The 17,177-nt window shown below is 65.1% G+C and carries 14 protein-coding genes, 2 pseudogenes and 1 other annotated feature; of the genes and pseudogenes, 9 read left to right on the top strand and 7 right to left on the bottom strand.

Going from position 1 to position 17,177, the window contains the following annotated elements; genetic code table 11:
- The first annotated feature begins 315 nt into the window (after window positions 1-315).
- The 3 genes from AC0KTM_RS10140 to AC0KTM_RS10130 all read left to right on the top strand — a co-directional run bounded on the left by AC0KTM_RS10140 (window position 316) and on the right by AC0KTM_RS10130 (window position 1,975).
- The gene (locus AC0KTM_RS10140) at window positions 316-672 is read left to right on the top strand and encodes a type II toxin-antitoxin system prevent-host-death family antitoxin (protein WP_308011570.1); all 357 of its coding nucleotides are present in this window, start codon (window positions 316-318) and stop codon (window positions 670-672) included.
- A 31-nt stretch (window positions 673-703) separates the two neighbouring features.
- The gene (locus AC0KTM_RS10135; protein WP_472415503.1) at window positions 704-1,339 is read left to right on the top strand and encodes an AAA family ATPase; all 636 of its coding nucleotides are present in this window, start codon (window positions 704-706) and stop codon (window positions 1,337-1,339) included.
- A 171-nt stretch (window positions 1,340-1,510) separates the two neighbouring features.
- On the top strand, window positions 1,511-1,975 hold the full coding sequence (locus tag AC0KTM_RS10130; RefSeq protein ID WP_238955792.1) for an SRPBCC family protein: 465 nt from the start codon (window positions 1,511-1,513) through the stop codon (window positions 1,973-1,975).
- Between the two features lie 111 nt (window positions 1,976-2,086).
- Here AC0KTM_RS10130 and AC0KTM_RS10125 read toward each other — a convergent pair.
- From AC0KTM_RS10125 to AC0KTM_RS10105, 5 genes and pseudogenes are all read right to left on the bottom strand, one after another.
- Window positions 2,087-2,284: pseudogene (locus AC0KTM_RS10125) on the bottom strand (DUF732 domain-containing protein); the annotation flags it as partial.
- A 22-nt stretch (window positions 2,285-2,306) separates the two neighbouring features.
- Window positions 2,307-3,547 (bottom strand): IS3 family transposase gene (locus tag AC0KTM_RS10120; RefSeq protein ID WP_374109800.1). Its coding sequence is split into 2 segments (ribosomal slippage): window positions 2,307-3,259 and window positions 3,259-3,547, totalling 1,242 coding nucleotides; the frame shifts between segments, so codons are not numbered across the junction.
- Window positions 3,155-3,272, bottom strand: a sequence feature (AL1L pseudoknot). Its footprint overlaps the gene before it by 118 nt.
- 48 nt (window positions 3,548-3,595) lie before the next feature.
- Window positions 3,596-4,834 (bottom strand): annotated as a pseudogene (locus tag AC0KTM_RS10115) (PPE family protein); the annotation flags it as partial.
- Between the two features lie 14 nt (window positions 4,835-4,848).
- On the bottom strand, window positions 4,849-6,114 hold the full coding sequence (locus AC0KTM_RS10110) for a PPE family protein (protein WP_472415502.1): 1,266 nt from the start codon (window positions 6,112-6,114) through the stop codon (window positions 4,849-4,851).
- A gap of 584 nt (window positions 6,115-6,698) precedes the next feature.
- Window positions 6,699-7,661 (bottom strand): LysR family transcriptional regulator, encoded by a 963-nt coding sequence (locus tag AC0KTM_RS10105; protein ID WP_238955789.1) that lies wholly within the window; start codon window positions 7,659-7,661, stop codon window positions 6,699-6,701.
- A gap of 78 nt (window positions 7,662-7,739) precedes the next feature.
- On the opposite strand from AC0KTM_RS10105, the gene AC0KTM_RS10100 reads away from it, so the two are divergent.
- The 6 genes from AC0KTM_RS10100 to AC0KTM_RS10075 all read left to right on the top strand — a co-directional run bounded on the left by AC0KTM_RS10100 (window position 7,740) and on the right by AC0KTM_RS10075 (window position 15,166).
- A complete protein-coding gene (locus AC0KTM_RS10100; protein ID WP_238955788.1) occupies window positions 7,740-10,094 on the top strand; it encodes a CehA/McbA family metallohydrolase domain-containing protein in 2,355 nt (784 codons plus the stop codon).
- A 203-nt stretch (window positions 10,095-10,297) separates the two neighbouring features.
- Window positions 10,298-11,317: an ABC transporter substrate-binding protein gene (locus tag AC0KTM_RS10095; protein ID WP_238955787.1), complete on the top strand. Its 1,020-nt coding sequence runs from the start codon at window positions 10,298-10,300 to the stop codon at window positions 11,315-11,317.
- A gap of 75 nt (window positions 11,318-11,392) precedes the next feature.
- Window positions 11,393-12,127, top strand: a complete 735-nt coding sequence (locus tag AC0KTM_RS10090; RefSeq protein ID WP_238955786.1) for an ABC transporter ATP-binding protein — start codon at window positions 11,393-11,395, stop codon at window positions 12,125-12,127.
- 118 nt (window positions 12,128-12,245) lie between these two features.
- A complete protein-coding gene (locus AC0KTM_RS10085) occupies window positions 12,246-12,983 on the top strand; it encodes an ABC transporter permease (protein WP_275254299.1) in 738 nt (245 codons plus the stop codon).
- A gap of 29 nt (window positions 12,984-13,012) precedes the next feature.
- The gene (locus tag AC0KTM_RS10080) at window positions 13,013-14,170 is read left to right on the top strand and encodes a hypothetical protein (RefSeq protein WP_238955784.1); all 1,158 of its coding nucleotides are present in this window, start codon (window positions 13,013-13,015) and stop codon (window positions 14,168-14,170) included.
- A 21-nt stretch (window positions 14,171-14,191) separates the two neighbouring features.
- Window positions 14,192-15,166 carry a PPE family protein gene (locus tag AC0KTM_RS10075; protein WP_238955783.1) on the top strand — a complete coding sequence of 325 codons (975 nt, stop codon included), beginning with the start codon at window positions 14,192-14,194 and terminating at the stop codon, window positions 15,164-15,166.
- A 15-nt stretch (window positions 15,167-15,181) separates the two neighbouring features.
- Here the strand turns inward: AC0KTM_RS10075 and AC0KTM_RS10070 are convergent, their stop codons facing one another.
- Together AC0KTM_RS10070 and AC0KTM_RS10065 are read right to left on the bottom strand one after the other, a co-directional pair.
- A complete protein-coding gene (locus AC0KTM_RS10070) occupies window positions 15,182-15,892 on the bottom strand; it encodes a cutinase family protein (protein WP_238955782.1) in 711 nt (236 codons plus the stop codon).
- Window positions 15,893-16,013: 121 nt separating this feature from the next.
- The gene (locus tag AC0KTM_RS10065) at window positions 16,014-17,156 is read right to left on the bottom strand and encodes a PP2C family protein-serine/threonine phosphatase (RefSeq protein WP_238957277.1); all 1,143 of its coding nucleotides are present in this window, start codon (window positions 17,154-17,156) and stop codon (window positions 16,014-16,016) included.
- Between the last annotated feature and the right edge of the window lie 21 nt (window positions 17,157-17,177).

Raw genomic sequence — 17,177 nt, 5'->3', positions numbered from 1 at the left:
GTCACGGCCTGCGTCGTCGTTTCGGGTCTGCGCTCAAGACCACGTGTCTTCGCGTCGCCGAACACGGGGCCGCAGTGGTACCCCGCCGCCGGCGACCGGCGGCGGTAGTCGGCGCGGCGGCCACCAGATCGACGGCGAACCGGGCCGACGGCGCTGGTCGTCTCGTGCAAAGCGCAGGACTTCACCTGTAGACGACCGCGCTGGGCCAGTCCCCGATAAGCGCCGAGCACAGGTCGTCCGCATAAAATGGCCTGTTCGTACAAAATGGACAAAACAGCTAGAATGGCGGACATGCAGACCAAGCAGGGGAGCGCCATATCCACCGTCTCGTTCCGCAACCGCGACGGCAAGCTCGTCGATGTCCCCTCGGTGACCGCCAGCCGCCTCAAAAATGAGTTCGGCAGCGTCTTCGATGAGGCCGCGGTCAGCGGGGCGGTGGTGATCACCAAGCACAACACCCCCAGGGCCGTGCTGCTGTCGTACGCCGAATTCGAGGCCTTGGCCGCGACGGCGGCACCCGCGCTCGACGATCTCAGCGAGCGGTTCGACGAGCTGTTGGCGACGATGCAGGCGCCGAAGGCCAAAGCCGGGGTAGCCGCGGCATTCGACGCCACACCGGACGAGATGGGCGCCGCAGCGGTGAAGGCGGCACGCGCCGCGCAGCTGCGCTGATCCAACGCGGCCCGTGGCTCGCACGACAACGATGCCGGCGCAGATACACGTGTTGGCAGGCGTCAACGGCGCCGGCAAGAGCAGTGTCGTGGGCGCGACGATCCGCGATAAGGGCGGCGAGTACTACAACCCCGACGAGGCCGCACGCCAGATCATGGCGGCCAACCCCGGGCTGGGACAGGCCGACGCCGACGCGGCGGCATGGGAACAGGGCCGGAGGCTGATGCAGCAGGCGATTGATCAGGGCCTCGATTTCACCTTTGAGACCACGCTCGGCGGCAACACGATGCCGGGACTGCTGGCTGAGGCCGCCAAGCGCGGACTCGAGATCCGCGTTTTTTATGTGGGGCTCGACAGCGCGGATACGTGCATCGCGCGGGTGCGACAACGGGTCCGCGCCGGCGGGCATGACATTTCCGACGCCGACATCCGCCGCCGTTATCGCCACAGCCTGATCAATCTCGTGAAATTACTGCCCGCACTCACCGGGCTGCGGGTGTATGACAACTCTGCGAGCGCCGATCCCGCAATCGGGCAGGCACCGAAGCCGGCCTTGATGTTGCACATGGACCGCGGGCGCATCGTCGGGCCTTCCGATCTGACCAACACACCGCCTTGGGCCAAGCCCGTCGTCGCCGCCGCGCTGGAGCTCGCGCAGGGATCGTGAACGGGAGCCTGGATTTGCGCCCCGCTCACCGTTCGCGATCTGCCACAAGGTATTGATCCCCATCGGCCGGCTCGGTTCGATATCCCCATACACGAGGGAAGGGCCGCAAATGAAGGCACTCGTTCGCGTAACGGCTGCGAAGACTCGCGAACCTACCGGTCAGGATGAACGATGGCGGCAATGCGGACAATGAGCCTACGCCGATCCATCGCTGCGCCAATCGATGCGGTGTTCGACTGGCTCATCGACGGAAACAATTGGAGCGACATACCGGGGATGTTCTACTCTCGCGTTCGCCCGGTCGATGGCCCAGAACCCTTCGGGGTCGGCTCAATTCGTGAATTCGCCAGCTCGGGTTCAAAGGTCACCGAAGTCGTCACAGCGTTCGAACGACCGCACTTGATGAGCTATCAAGCCCTGTCAACCGTGCCCCCGGCGCAACACAGCGGCGGATCGGTAACGCTGCGAGAGGTGCCGGGAGGCACCGAAGTTCTGTGGACGACAACCTTCCGGCTCAAAAGCCCCATCCTCGCTGGTTTCTTCACCCGGCTCTATGCACCGTTGATCGGATTGGGGATCCGCATGGTTCTGCGAACGGCGGAGCGGGCTTTGACTGGCGACCAAACGAATATCTGACGTCTCGCCGAGACCATCTCGAACACCGGTCACTTCTATTCATTATCACGCCGACGAGTTCACCCCTGTGCTGCAACAACATTGGGCGCAGCACCGCGCTTGACCGGCCAGTCAGCCCCCGCCTTTGCCCTTGCTTTCTTCGAGTTGTCCTGGGCAGTAGGCTTTGGCCGATATGGTGGCGAATTGGGCGGCGCCGCTGGTGGTCAGGGCGGGGTTGTTGTCGCGTATGTCGGTGAGGAGTTGTAGTCCGGATACGCCGCGGGTGATCATGGCGCACACGGATTTTCCCGCTGCGACGGCTTGGCTGGGTGAACTACCCCAGGTTTAGTTCCTACTCGGTTGCGAGGGCCGGGGTCGGCTGGCTCGCAGGGTGTGAGGTGCCGGTGAGGGCGGCCTCGTACTCGGCGGGTGGAACGTAGCCGAGGGCTTCGTGCAGGCGTTCCTGGTTGTACCAGGCCACCCATTCGGCGGTCGAGAGTTCGACATCATCGATGCACCGCCAGGGCTTGCCGCGGTTGATGAGCTCGGTCTTGTAGGCGGCGTTGACCGCTTCAGCGAGGGCGTTGTCATAACTATCGCCACGCGACCCGACCGAGGGCGCGATCCCCAGTTCAGCCAGCCGGTCGGTATAGGCCAGCGATAGGTACTGGGATCCGCGGTCGGAATGATGAACCAACTCGGATAGATCGGTATTCGACTGCCACACAGCGTGATTGAATGCTTGAAGCGGGAGGTCTTCGGTGCGCATCGTGGCCGAGACCGCCCAGCCAACGATCTTCTTGGTGCACGCATCAGTGACGAACGCGGTGTAACAGAACCCCTGCCAGGTCCGCACGAACGTGATGTCGGCGACCCATAGCCGGTTCGGTGCAGCGGCCCGGAATTGGCGGTTGACCAGATCGGCCGGCCGGATCGCGGCCGGGTCGCTGATCGTGGTGAACACCGGCTTGCCCCGCTGGGCGCCGCGCAACCCGGCCTTGCGCATCAACCGGCGGGTTTGTTCACGGCCCAGCTGCCAACCACGCCGTGTCATCGCCGCGTGCATCTTCTTGACCCCATACACCGAGTAGTTCTGCCGGTGCACCGCCTCAAGGTCAGCGATCAGCTGCTCATCGCGGATCTCCCGGTCCGACGGTGGTCGGGTCCGCGCGGCCCGATAACCCCGCGAGGTGAGGAATCCGGGGATAGCTGCCCGCAGCACACGGCAGATGAGCTCGACCCCGAACTGATCGCGATGAGCATCGATGTAGGCGATCATTTCGTCGCGGGGCGGTCGAACTCCGCGGCAAAAAACGCAGACGCTGACTTCAAAATCTCGTTAGCCCTGCGCAGTTCAGCGTTCTCGCGCTTGAGCTTACGGATCTCGGCATGCTCAGAACTGGTCATGCCCGGCCGTTCACCAGCATCGACTTGGGCCTTGCGTCGCCACCGACGCACCGACTCCTCCGAAATATCGAGTTTGCTGGCGACAGACTTTATGGCCTCGAACTCCGACACTTCCGAGGCTTCCATCACAGTGTCCAACAACCGCAACGCACGCTGCCGAAACTCCGGCGAATACTGACGGGGCATAGCTTCCAATCCTCCTATAAGGATCGGAACTAAACCTGGGGTAGTTCAGTGCTGTACCTGGTCGGGCATTTGTTGTAGTTGGGCGATGATGCGGTCGAGTTTGACCGGTTGGGTGCGGCGCTGGCCGGTGATCGCGCGGGTCTGAATGTGTGTTGTTGTGTTGATGGCGCGGGCGGCGGGCCCGCCCAGTGCGCCGCCGGCCAGGCTGCCCAGGGTGGCGTCGTTGACCAGCTCGGCGGGAAAACCCGCCGCGGCGGCCACGGCGGTGGTGGTGGTGGCCGGTAGTGCGGTGGAGGCCAACCGGATGGCGGGGGCGGCGCTGGCCCAGCTCGAGGGCACCGACAGCTTTCCCACGGTGGGTGCGCTGCCCAGCACCGCGGATACGGGCCGCACCGGGATGCCGGCGCCAAGACCTGCGGGTGAGGCCAGACCGGCACCCAACGATGCTTTGGGCATGCCGGCGCTCCAGGGCGCGTAGACGAAGGCGCCCTTCCATTCCGAGACGCCCAGCCCGCCGCTGGCGCCGACGACGTTGGTCCAGGTGGCCTGCCCGCCGATGCCCTTGACGCTGGAAAACAGCGCCTCCCATAGCGGCGCGATCTCCTTGCTGCCGGTCATGCCCTCGATCAGCTGCTGCCATGATTGGGTGTATCCGGTGGTCAGTGAGTTGATGTAGTCCTGCAGTTGTTGCATCCACGACGACGAGGTGCTCGAGGCCGCGGCGGCCGTGGTGGTTGCCTGCGCCGTCCCGGTGTCCTTGCTGACAGCGGGTGCCTGCTCGAAGGGGGTCAGCTCCCCGGCGGCCTGCGAGGCGGCGGCATAGCCGAACATCGCGGTGACGTTTTGGGACCACATCTGGGCGTATTGGGCTTCGGTGGCCGCGATCGCCGCGCCGTTTTGCCCCAACAGGTTGGTTGCCTGCAGTGCTGCGAGCTGGGTGCGGTTGGCGGCGATCAGCGCCGGCGGGACGACGCAGGCCAGCGCGGCCTCATAGGCGGTGGCGGCGGCTTGGGCGTGGGCGGCGGTCTGCTCGGCCAGGCCCGCCGTGGTCGAGATCCAGCCCACATACGGTGCGGCCGCGGCTGCCATGGAGGCCGAGGACGGGCCCTGCCACTCGGTGATGAGTTCGGAGATCACCGCGCCGTAAGAGGATGCGGTGGAATGTAATTCGGCGGCCAGCGCTCCCCACGCGGCGGCCGCCGATAGCATGGGTGCTGCGCCGGGGCCGGCGTAGAGCTGGGTGGAGATGACCTCGGGTGGCAGCGCTGCGAAATCGGCGAAAACCATGGCCGTGCCTTTCCTTATTTCGCGTTCGGCGGGATCACGATGACCGTGGAGGTGGTGGCGATGTCATCAACAGCCACCGCACCAGGCACCCGGACCGCCGGCCCGGCCACCGCACGGGTGGCGGTACCACCGACCGCGCGTCCGGCCAGACTCGACAAGGCGGTGGGCCCGAACAGACCCTGCCCGGGGTTGACGGTCATCGCCGGCGCGGCATCGAGCATCGTCTCGGGCAACTCGGCTGCCAGGGTCCTGATCGCCGGCGCGGCCGAGGCCCAGTTCGCGGGAACCGACAACGACCCCACGACACCGGCACGGCCCACCGCCGCAGACACCGTTCCCACACCCGGCGCCTGCAACGAGGTGGATCCGGTCAGCAGTTCGCTGTGCAGCAACGGCGCCAAAACCCCGTGCAGAGCCTTGGGATGCAGTGTCCCACCGATGCTTTGCAGGTTGTTGCCCATCCCGCGCACATTGAGCGCAAGCTGATAAAAACCCTTCCCCGCGGTCCCGATCCCGAGCGGCGAGTACGGCCCGGTGAGTGCGTTGAGGAAGTTGTTGAAACTCTTCAAACCCCCCGTGGCTTCCCCAAGACCGAGCGAGACCCCGGTCGACGACGTCCCCGCCGCGTTCGCGGCGGCACTTTGCGCCGCGGCGGGAGCCTGCGAGACCGCCTGGGAGAGCGCGGTTTCCACATGGGAGCTCGCCGACGACTGGGCCGCCGAGGCGACCGCGGCCGCCTGGTTCGTTTCCCCACCGCTGTCGGTGGTCGACGGCGGCGCGGTGAACGGGACCAGCTGGGCCGCGACCGCCGAGGAACCCGCATAGCCATACATCGCGGCCGCGTCTTGGGCCCACATCTCGGCGTACTGGGCCTCGGTGGCCGCGATGGCCGGGGTGTTTTGGCCCAAGATGTTGGTCGCGACCAGTGACGCCAACAACGCCCGGTTGGCCGCGATCACCGGCGGTGGCACCGTGGCCGCGAAGACGGCCTCATAAGCGCCTGCCGCCGCCTTCGCCTGACTTGCCGACTGCTCGGCCTGCGCGGCGCTGCTGCTCAGCCACGCAATGTACGGTGCGGCCGCGGCCGCCATCGACGCCGACGAGGGCCCATTCCATGCGGTTCTCAGCTCCGCGACGACAGATCCGTAAGACGCTGCCGTGGCGCGTAATTCGGCCGCTAATCCGTCCCAGCCGGCCGCAGCGGCCAACAACGGTGCCGGCCCGGGACCTGAGTAGATCCTGCCGGAGTTGATCTCCGGAGGCAACGCTCCGAATTCCATCTGGTTCCTCCGCATCCGGATATGACCAACGTCGACCCAGCATTGCTACCGCCGGATACCGTTGTCCTTCAACAGCATTCAGCACACTCGGCTTCGCAAACCCCTGGGCTGCCGATAGCTAGAATGCTCGTGTGCCCAGAAGACTAGCCAGCTCCGGCGGAAGCAACATCGACCAACAAGAGCCGACTCCGCACGGTCACCACCTCCCAAAGGGCAGTGGGAGCGCCTTGGCGGCGCGGTCGGCAAAAGCGCCCGTACGCCCCGTCTACCTCGGACGAATCGCGAACTACCCCGGCGTGAAGGGAGCCAGAATCTTGGAGGAAACGTTGCTAGATGAAACAGTTTTCATCAGTAAAAATCTCGCCGTCAAATAATTCGAATGGGGCGCTCTGGCTGCGAGCCCGTTCGCCGGCTTCCCGCTCGAACAGTGACGACCTTGCGTCGCCGTCGAATGTTGCCGTGCCTCAAGGTTTCCAGCGCCTGAGCTGCATCTCCATGTGCTGCACCGCACGACTATCGCTACGTCGACCGTACCGCGGACCAAGCGATGACATGCATGGCCAGCTCCGGCATACCCGCAATGATCAGTTAGTCCGGCGGGCCGGCTTTGAGGCTCCCGCAGCCTTTTTCGACAACTCGTCGCGAGATGGCACGGCCTGTTCGATGTGGTCGTCGACGCAACCGACAAAGGCCTGGCATGCGGCGGAGCGCTTATCAGGGCGCGGTGCCACGAGGTTTACTCGGCGGTACATGTCAGCACCGGCGACCGGCCGCAATGCCAGTCCCGAATCGGCGTTAGCGCGCGTGCGCGCAACGGATTCGGGCAGCAACGCGACACCCAGGTTTTTGCGCACGAAATGAGTGACCTCATCGACACGCGTCACTTCGAAAGCCACACGCCGGGTTACGTTGGCGAAGCCGCGGTCGGTTTCGTGTCGCAGACCGTAGCCAGGGGGAAAGTCGATGAACGGTAATGCGGCCAGCGCAGTTATCGACATCGATGATTTTTTTGTCAGCGGATGGTGAGCGGGCATGACGGCGACGAGCGGTTCGCTGAACAGATGGGTGAACGTCAAGACACCGCCGGTGCCGGATACGTTGGAGCCTACGATTGCCACGTCCAGTTTCCGGTCGCGGACCGCCTCGATCAGCACATCACTGCCACCGCTGCGCAACGTCACGCTGACGTCGGGATAGTGCGAGTGAAAGGTCGCCATCAGGGTGGCCACATCGAGGCTTTCGGATGGGATCTCCATCATCCCGACCGTGAGCCGGCCAACGACCGTGCCGCCGAGAGCTTGTGCGTCAACGGCGATCTGGTCAATGCCGGCAACCACTTGGCGCACCAGCGGCATCAGCGCCTCGCCGGCGGGGGTCAGCGAGACCGAGCGAGTAGTCCGTTCGAACAGCCGTAAGCCGATTTCACTTTCGAACCGACCGACCTGCTGACTCAAGGCTGATGGCACGACGAACATCGCCTCGGCCGCCTTCGTGAAACTATTCGACTCGGCCAACGCCACGACGTAGCGCAATTGCTGCAGGTTCACAATCCTTCATCTTTCGTGATTAATCGCATCATATCTATTCACTGGACTAGTGGATGCGTTGCCTTCAGGATCAAGGGCATGTCCGCGGATCCGTCGTCACCGGCTGCCTTGGCGGCTGGCGGCATCGTGGTGCGTCCGCAGTCAGCGTTGGCCGGCAATGACTGCTCGGTGGCGGCGGTGCGCGACGAAATCACCGAACAGTTTGACCGCCTTGCGTTTCTGGGGGAGTTGCGTTGCTCCCATGACCGGGTGGTCGCGGGTTCTCTCGAGGAGTTGGTGTTCACCTACACCGTCGGCGGATCCGGCATTGCCGACAGCGGTTGGCTGAAGCTGTGCTTCCGCTACTACTCGGATTGGGATCTGCAGACAACGTCGCCGGACGCCCGCGACTTCGCGACCGCCCGCTTGGTGAGTCGGTCCCTGATCGGCGGGGCCTCCGAGGACAGTGCGGCGACGGTGCGGCAATTGGCCACGAAATATGACGTCAAAGGCGGTGAGCGGCCATTTCAGAAGTCGCTGCTGATCCACGTCGTGGACGGGTACCTGCGCCCCGGTGATGTGATCGAAATCCGCTGCGGCGACCGTCGTTTCGGTGGACCCGGCACGCGCGTGCAGACTTTCGTCGAAGACCAGTTCGAGGTCCACCTGTTCGTCGACCCGCTGGGCACTTCGCGTATGGCTCACGCTGATGTGCATCGGATTGCTGTCGTACCAGGTGCACCCGAACGAGTCGTCGTGCACGGTCCTCGCATTGTGCGCAGCGAGGCGCCGGCCGTGCACCTGCACGCCCACCTGCAAGACCGTTGGGGCAACACCTGTTCCGACATTGCCGCGACGATGCATGCGCTCATCGACGGTGTCGTCGTGGACAGCGCCCGTACGCCTGCGAAGGGGTGGTCCAAGGCGTCGCTCCGCGTGCCGTCGGTCGCCGCCCGCATCGACGTTGCCGCCGAGACAAGCACCGCCGTGCTTCAGAGCGCTGCGACCGTGATCGATGTCGTCGACGATTTCCCGTCGCCGCGGGCGTACTTCTGCGACCTGCACGTTCATTCCAACGACACCGTGGGCACTCAGGACACCGACTGGAATCTGCACTACGCGCGCGATATCGCCGCGCTCGACGTACTTGGCTATACCGCCAACGACTTCCAGATCACCGACGACACGTGGGACGACGTCGTCAGGGCCTGCCGGCAGATCGCCGAGGACGGCGCATTTGTCTGCTACCCCGGAGTGGAGTGGTGCGGCACCGCCGGCGCCGGCGGTGACCACAATGTCGTCTTCCTCGGTGAGGACACCACGTTGGCCCGCTCGCTGGAATGGCATCAGCGCATGGCCACCGCGGTACCCACGCCGCAGAACTGGCCGGTGACCCAGTTGTACGCCGCCTACGAGAAGGACCCGGAGTCTTACCTCTTGATCCCGCACGTGGGCGGGCGACGAGCGATCCTGGACTGGCATCACCCCGAGCTCGAGCGGCTGATCGAGGTGCACTCCGCCTGGGGGAGTAGCCCATGGTTCTTCGAAGACGCCTTGGCGCGCGGCCTACGACTCGGGGCGAGTGCCGCGAGCGATGAACACCGCGGACGGCCGGGTGCCGGGGCACCGGGAGCCAACATCTTCGGCGGCTTCGGCGGGCTCACCGGCGTCCTCGCGCCGACCCTTTCCGCCGCAGACGTCGGTCGTTCGTTGCGCGCCCGCCGCACCTGGGCCACAACCGGTGCGCGCGCGGTCGCCCTGCTGCGCAGCGGTGAGAACTGGATGGGTGACGAGTTCGCCACTGATGCCGGCGAACTGACCGCCGGTTACGCCTTGTATGGCACGACGGGATGGGATGACGTGACGGTCTACGACAGCGCCGGTTTGCTCTGGCGTCGTGACCTGCACGCCGAGACGGGCCTTTCGCCCAACCTGGTTCGCATCAGCTGGGGTGGGGCTCGGCACCGTGACCGCTACCGCTGGGCCACCTGGTCAGGCCGGCTGCGTATCGACGGCACCGCCGTCGAAGACGTAACCCCGTGGGCGATCACGCATCCCGAGCAGATCGTCGATGTAGACGGATCGGCCGTGGCCTGGGATACCACAACTTACGGGTCGGATATCGGCATCGTGGTACGGCTCACCGACCTGACCCGCGCGCAATTCGAGGTCGATGCGACGGTGCAGGAAGACGGCCTGCGCGCCCAGGCGAGCCTTTCCGGGGCAGAGCTCATCGCCGAAGGTCATCGGGACATCGCCGTCGGCGGTCTCAATCTGCGTGTCCGCCTCGAACGCATCGCCGACCCGAAGGCGCTGCCGAACACCGTCGCCGGCGAACTCAACCTGCAGCTGCCTGGGGGCGACAGCGCAATTTATCTGCGCGGCAAGCAATTCGATGGGCATCAGGTTTGGACAAGCCCGCTGTTCGTGACCCGAGCGGTAGGCAACCCGTAGTGACCCGACTTCGAACCGGTCTTACCCGCCGCCTCCACATCGACTTGCGGCGCATTACCTGCGCGGCTTGTCCGGCTCCCACGGCCGTCTGACACGCGCACCGCCGCGTCATCAGCACTCACCGTTTCAGCGGTACGGCAGCAACTCTCGTTGCCAGCCTCGGCCCAATCCGCCAGTTCTCATCCATTTCGATTCGAGGAACCATGTCACTGCACCGATCCGGCAGCAAGCTCATCGCGCTGATCGCCGCGTCAGCGACCGCCGCCGCGCTGTCCGGGTGCTCAAGCCAGGGCGCGTCGCCGACCGCCTCCGCCGTATCGCTGCGCCTGGGCTATCTGCCGCGCATCACGCACGCCTCGGCACTGGTGGCTGTCCACGACGGCTTCTTCACCAAGCAACTCGGACCCCAAGTCAACTTCACCGCAAAACCTTTCAGTCGAGGCACCGAGGAAGTGACCGCGCTGCTGTCGGGCCAACTTGACGCCGCCTACGTCGGCCCGAATCCCGCCTTCAACGCCTGGCAGAAGTCGGGAGGGAAAGCGATCAAGATCATCTCCGGCGCGGCCAGCGGAGGTACCTCGATGGTCGTCAAACCCGACATCAAGACGGCCGCAGACCTCAAAGGCAAGACCGTCGCGGACCCCGCGCTCGGCGGCACCCAGGACGTCAGCCTCCGCGACTGGCTCGCCCACAACGGTTTGAAGACGAATATCCAAGGAGGGGGCGATGTTTCGGTCAAACCGACCAGCCCGGAATCGGCCATCGTGCAACAATTCCTCACCGACCAAATCGCCGGCGCCATCGACTCCGCGCCATTTGATGTGCAGATGATCAAGGCCGGCGGGGTGCGACTGTGGTCGGACCCGAACACCATCACCGTCCTGGTTGTCCGCCAAGAATTCCTTGCGGCCCATCCTGACGCGGTCGCCGGACTGCTGCGCGCCCAGGCCGAGGCGACCGACCGTATCGCCGCTGACCGCAGTGGCGCGGCGCAATCGGCTAATGCCGCTCTGGCGAAAGATCTCGGCAAGGGGCTTGAACCGGACGTACTCGCGGCCTCCTTCGAGGAAACCACCTACACCAACGATCCCGGAATGGCCTCACTGCGCGACCAGGTCGCTAAGGCCGTGTCCATAGGGCTGCTGAAGCCGCTCGATATCAGCGGCCTGTACGAGCCGGGACCACTCAACAAAGTGCTCGCCGAGCCGGCAAGCCCCAGGTGACCCGTGATCCACTACGTTCAGTCTGATCACCTCACCGGTTCACGGCCCGAAGCCAACCCACATTCGCTACGCGCCGTGCGGCTCACGGACGTGACCAAGCAGTACGGCCGGGGCCCCTCGGCCGTCACGGCCCTCGATCGCATCACCTTGACGGTGAACGCCGGTGAATTCGTCTGCGTTGTAGGAGCATCCGGCTGCGGTAAGAGCTCACTGCTGTCGCTGATCGCAGGGATGGACCAACCGTCCACCGGCGAGCTCAGCACCGATGGGCAACGGGTGGCCTTGATGTTCCAGGAACCGGCGCTGTTCCCATGGCTGACGTCGGCCGCCAACGTGGAGTTGGCCTTGCGGGCGCGCTCGGTGCCACGCCCGGAACGCCGCCGGCGGACTACTCACTTGTTGCAGACGGTCGGCTTGGCTGACTTCGCCGACAAGCGTCCTCATCAGCTGTCCGGCGGCATGCAGCAGCGCGTCGCATTGGCGCGTGCGCTCGCCCAAGATGCGGACGTCTTGCTGATGGACGAGCCGTTCGGGGCGCTGGATGCCCTGACCCGTGATCGCCTGCACGAAGAGCTCGAGCGCATCGTTGACGAACGCGGGCTGACCGTTGTGTTTGTTACGCACAACGTTCGCGAGGCAGTGCGACTCGCCGACCGTGTCGTATTGCTCAGCCCGCGGCCCGGTCGCATCGTCGACGAGTTCGCGGTCCCGGTGGGGCGCCGCCACAGAGTCCACCACCCGGCCGTTGCCGAATTGGCCTCCCGCATCTCCACCCAGCTACGAAACGAGGGAAACCGTGGCGGTGCTTGACAGTGATCTCTCTGCCAAGAGTCACCGACCTGCGCTGACGCCCCAAGCGCCGCACCAGAACCGAGTTCGGATCACGTCGGTGCTGGCGGCCGTACGGGCGAAAGTCTTTGCCGTCGCGATGGTTCTGCTGATCTGGCAGCTCGTCTACCTCAGTGGCTGGAAGCCGTCCTTCGTGCTGCCCGGCCCGGGAACCGTCGCAGCCAACCTCTGGCAGCGCCTGCATGAGGCCGTGCTTTGGGACGCGATCGGGATCACGATGTGCCGGGCGCTGGCCGGCTTCGCGCTGGCATTGCTCATCGGGTCGCTCCTCGGCGCGGTGATCGCACAAAACCGACTGCTGCGCATGGCCTTCGGGCCGGTGATCACCGGTCTGCAGACCATGCCGGCCATCGCCTGGTTTCCCTTCGCCATCATCTTCTTCGGGCTGCACACGTCTGCGATCCTGTTCGTCGTCGTCATCGGCGCCGCGCCGTCGGTGGCCACCGGGGTGCTCGCCGGAGCCCGCCAAATCCCGCCGCTGCAACTGCGAGTGGCAAAAAACCTGGGATTGCACGGGTTCGGGCTATACCGGCATGTGATTCTGCCCGCCTCGCTACCGATGTTCGTCAGCGGTCTGCGGCAGGGGTGGGCGTTCGCCTGGCGTAGCTTGATGGCCGGCGAATTGGTGGTGCTGATCAGCGACACCGCGTCGATCGGGGTGCTGTTGGAAAACGCTCAGAACCTCAGCGATATGCCGTCGGCGATTGCCGTCATGATCGTGATCCTTCTGATCGGCATCGCCATCGACGCCGTCTTCGACGCGGCCGATCAGCGTATCCGCCGGTATTGGGGACTGATCGAGACCAATGCTGAATGACTCGACCATCCACTCAGACAAGGAGCCTCATGTCGGAGGACTGCCACGATCATCGCGTGCCGGACAACGCCTTTCGTCTTTGGACATTCGGTGATGCGCACGTCGGGACGGACAAACGCTTCGGAAGACAGAGCCTCGCCGAGGCGATCACGCATTCGGAGTCCGGCGGATCCGAAGGTGGGCCGCCGTTCGAGTGGGATATCGCCGTCGACGTCGGCGACATGTCCGGGGCCCATCACCATCTTCCCGACGACGCCGAGGGATCCGAACTTCGCCGCCAGTTCGCGAGCCTGCGTCGCCACCGACGCGAGGCCATTTACAGCGTCTGCGGCAATCACGACCGCAGCGGCCTACACGAGCCCGAGGCATGGTGGTGGCAGAAGTGGGTGGATCCCCTTGGACAGCACACCGAATTCTCCGGAGTCGACGCCAACGCGCGACCTTATCCAGTCGAGGGCGAGTGGGACCACTATTCCTTCCGGGTGGGCAACCTCTTGTTCCTCATGCTCAGCGACCGCAACGAACCCAGCCAGACCGTGGGGCGGGGCCCGCTCGGCGGCAACCCGGGCGGCGTCGTCAGCGGCAAAGCCTTCCGCTGGTGGAAACACATGGTGCTGACCAATCCCGACTCGATCATCATCGTCGTCCACCATTACGTCCTCAAGGACACCACCGTGGCCTCCGGGGAGTGGGAAGGCGTTCGCAAAGGGCCCGACGGGCAGCTGCTGGAGCACTACCACCGCCCCTTCGAACTCGGAACCCCACACGCGGCGTCCTATCTGTACTGGGTGGACAGCAAACCAGACTCCGGGGCGTTCGAAGACTTCCTCAATGAACATCCCGGCCGCGTCCACCTGTGGATCGCCGGGCACACCCACACCCACCCCGACGACAACTATGGCGGTAAAACCCACATCGAACAACGCTGGGGCACATGGTTTCTCAACGTCGCGTCACTGAGTCGCCACCATATGCCCATCACCACACTTCCGATCAGCAGGCTGCTCACCTTCACGCCCGGCAGCGCCGAGGTGCGTGTCCAGTGCTACCTGCACACCAGCCAATACGCACGCCAAGGCTGGTATCCGAAGGCCGAACGCAGCCTCACGCTCGATAAGGCATTCGTGGCGCCGACGACCTATTCGCTTGAGCGGACAGGCGCATCGCGCTCGGCCGTCGTTAGGTGACGCGCCTGAAGTGAGTGATCAGTGAGTCTCGGCGAACTGCCACCGGAAATCCATTCCGGCCGACTGCATTCAGGTCCCGGCTCGGCCTCGATGAGCCTGGCGGCTGAGGCGTGGGACGAAACGGCGGCGCAGTTGTACGACATCGCGGAGAGGTATCGCTCGGTGGCGTCGATGCTATTCCAGGCACGGCAGGACCGCGCGTCGATGGCGGTCGCCGGGGCGGTGGTGTCCTATACCCCATGGCTCAATGCCGTTGCTGCACGGGCGCAACAGGCCGCGCGACAAGCGAAAGCATCCGTCGACGCCTTCGAGTCCGCGTTAGCGTCGGTGGTGCCGCCGTCGGGGATCGACGCCAACCGCGCGCTGCGGATGGCGCTCGTGACGGCGAATTGCCTGGCCCAAAATGGCCCGGCAATCGCGGACACAGACGCTGCCTACGAACGGATGTGGGCCCACGACGTCGACGCCATGTACGCCTATGCCGCAGCCTCTGAAGCCTCGTCAGCTCTGACACCCTTCGACTCGCCGCCTACCGCGGGATCCGGCCAGCACGCTCCCGCGATCGCCGAAACCGCGTGGAGCCTGATCGCCGCGCCGCAAGTCGTATCCGCTGGCGGCCACGTGATGCCCGTGATTCCTCGAGCGCTGCGGTCACTGTCTCGTTCACCGATCATGACAGTCGACGCATGCCTGTCCGCAGTGACGTCACCGCTGTCAAAACTGGGTTCACTATCCGCTCCCACCGACTTCGCGATAAACCACCTGAATTCGCTTAACAAGACAGCGTCATTGAGTAGGGCCGCGGCGTTGTCGCCACTCTCGAGCCAAGCCGGTGGCGCTACCGCCTCGGCAACCGCGCGGTCAGGTCGCTCGAGCTCGGTGGGGGCACTGTCGGTGCCGCAATCCTGGGCGACAGCCGCGATGCCCGGCCGCAGTGATGTCGAAACATCGGACAGTGACTATCTGTTGATCGACCCGTCCAATCTACTGTGGTGACCGGGCATCAGGCGCCTAAAGACGTTGCGCAGCAAAATCCGCGCCCTGGTCGACCATGCCGTTCGCCGCGTACATGGTGTGCGCGATGCCAGGAGGTCCCGGAGGGGCGCCATTGCAGATGGTGTCATCGGTGGCGCACAACTGAATGGTCTTGTTCGCGTATAGCGGACCGATCGTGATGGGCGGGGCGCCGGCACCGCGCAGGAACTCGTTGGACGGTGTTCCGAAGAGGACCACCGCGGCCACGTGATCAGCGACCGCCCGCGGCAGCGGCTGCGGCACGTAGGACACGAATTCTTGTGGTACTTCCTTGGGCACGGCGGGGGAGGTGACGAACCCGGCCACGGCGGCGCCTTGGGAATACCCGCCGAGCACCGTTTTGGTGTTGGGGCAGCTTGACGCCGTGGATTCGATATGGCCGCCCGCGTCCTTGATTCCGTCCACAAAGGTTCGGGCGAAGGCGATGCCTCCGTTGAAGTCGCCGCTCGCCTCGTAGTTGACCGGGGAAACACCCACCGACTTGCCGCCGACTCGTGACCTGAGCGCATCGACGAACGCCTGACCGACCCCGCCGACACCGGGTGGTTCGCCGGTGCCGCGGGCAAAGACCACGTCGACGTCGGGACACGGCTCGGCGGAGGCCGCCGGGACGGGCGCGCTCAACAGCGCCGCCGAGGCTGTTACTACCGCAGTAGCGAGAAAACGAAGGGATCGTAGCGAGCTCATGCCTGCGAGTGCCCAGACGCCATTCACCCGAAACAGGCAATTGTTCGGCAATAGCGGTCTGAGGTTCTGGAAACCGCTGAGGCCCGCGCGTGATTGCGCCCGGCGGGCGCGGCGCTCATGGTCATCTGGCGGACCGTTCGAGGCGCAGCACGGCGATGTCATCGGTAAACCCGCCGTATGGCCGGGCCAGCTTTTGGGCACTGTCGATGAGCGCGTCGACGAATTTTGCGCCCGACAGATGTGCGTGGGAACGGGCCAGTGCGAGCAGGCCGTCCTCGTCCAGGGATTGGCTGCTGTTGCTTGAAAACCCTTGAAAGAGTCCGTCGGTCACCAACACCAGACCATGACCATCCGGCAGTTCCAGGTCGTGTTGTGGCCAGACGTCGGCGCGTAGACCCAGCGCTGGGCCGGCCGGAGGCATGATCCATTCCACGGTGCCGCCGCCGTGTAACAACATCCCGGGATGCCCGGCACGGATCGCTTTGAGATGGCCGTCGGGGGAGATTTGCAGGGTGAGCGCGGTGGCGCAGATCCCTGAGCCGGTTCGTTCCGAACGCAGCACCCGCTCGAGGTGGTGCATTCTCGTCACTTCGTGCACGCCGGCGAGGGTGAGCGCACGAAACGCGATCCGCAATGCCGCACCCAGTGGCGCCTCGTGGGGGCCGTGCTCGGCGACCTCACCGATCAGGACATGCACGGTGCGGTCAGCTGTTTGGACGACGTCATAGAAATCTCCGCACAGCAGCGCGTCCTCGCGGCTGGGCCGGTACCGGGCGATGACGTCGACGCCCGGGTTGTCCAGCAACAGCGGCGAGGCCAACAGGCCCCGTTCGAGGATGGCGTTCTCCCGGGCCCGCAGTTGGGTGGCATGCAGGTCGACGGCCATCAACTCAGCGCGCTTGCGTTCGATCGCGTACAGGAGCGCACGGCGCAGCATGTCGGGTCGGACGCGACCCTTGACCAGGAAGTCCTGGGCGCCGGCCGCCACCGCCGAAGCTCCGAAATCCTCATCGTTCAGCCCCGTCAGCACAATGATCGGGACCGTGGCATCACGTTTGATGATGCGGTCGAGAGCGTCCATTCCGCTGGCGTCTGGCAGGTGCAGGTCCAGCAGCACGCAGTCGGGCCGGGCCGAGGCCAACTCGACCTCGGCGTGTGCCATCGACTGCGCCCACACCACCTGTATGCCGCTGACGGCCTCATCGATGAGGTCTTCCACGAGTAGCGCGTCGGCGCGATCGTCCTCGATCAGCAGCACGGACAAGGACGTGGCGGTGGCGGCCCA

This window comes from Mycobacterium sp. NTMscope_Eco_3, from assembly GCF_976985685.1.
The sequence above is the reverse complement of the archived record's forward strand: the minus strand, read 5'-3'. Positions and strand labels throughout refer to the sequence as shown.

What these genes read in the sequence shown, in the direction of transcription:
- AC0KTM_RS10135 (WP_472415503.1), top strand. Translation starts at nt 704, where the DNA reads ATGCCGGCGCAGATACACGTGTTGGCAGGCGTCAACGGCGCCGGCAAG.
- AC0KTM_RS10130 (WP_238955792.1), top strand. Translation starts at nt 1,511, where the DNA reads ATGGCGGCAATGCGGACAATGAGCCTACGCCGATCCATCGCTGCGCCA.
- AC0KTM_RS10110 (WP_472415502.1), bottom strand. Translation starts at nt 6,114, where the DNA reads ATGGAATTCGGAGCGTTGCCTCCGGAGATCAACTCCGGCAGGATCTAC.
- AC0KTM_RS10100 (WP_238955788.1), top strand. Translation starts at nt 7,740, where the DNA reads ATGTCCGCGGATCCGTCGTCACCGGCTGCCTTGGCGGCTGGCGGCATC.
- AC0KTM_RS10095 (WP_238955787.1), top strand. Translation starts at nt 10,298, where the DNA reads ATGTCACTGCACCGATCCGGCAGCAAGCTCATCGCGCTGATCGCCGCG.
- AC0KTM_RS10085 (WP_275254299.1), top strand. Translation starts at nt 12,246, where the DNA reads ATGGTTCTGCTGATCTGGCAGCTCGTCTACCTCAGTGGCTGGAAGCCG.
- AC0KTM_RS10080 (WP_238955784.1), top strand. Translation starts at nt 13,013, where the DNA reads ATGTCGGAGGACTGCCACGATCATCGCGTGCCGGACAACGCCTTTCGT.
- AC0KTM_RS10070 (WP_238955782.1), bottom strand. Translation starts at nt 15,892, where the DNA reads ATGAGCTCGCTACGATCCCTTCGTTTTCTCGCTACTGCGGTAGTAACA.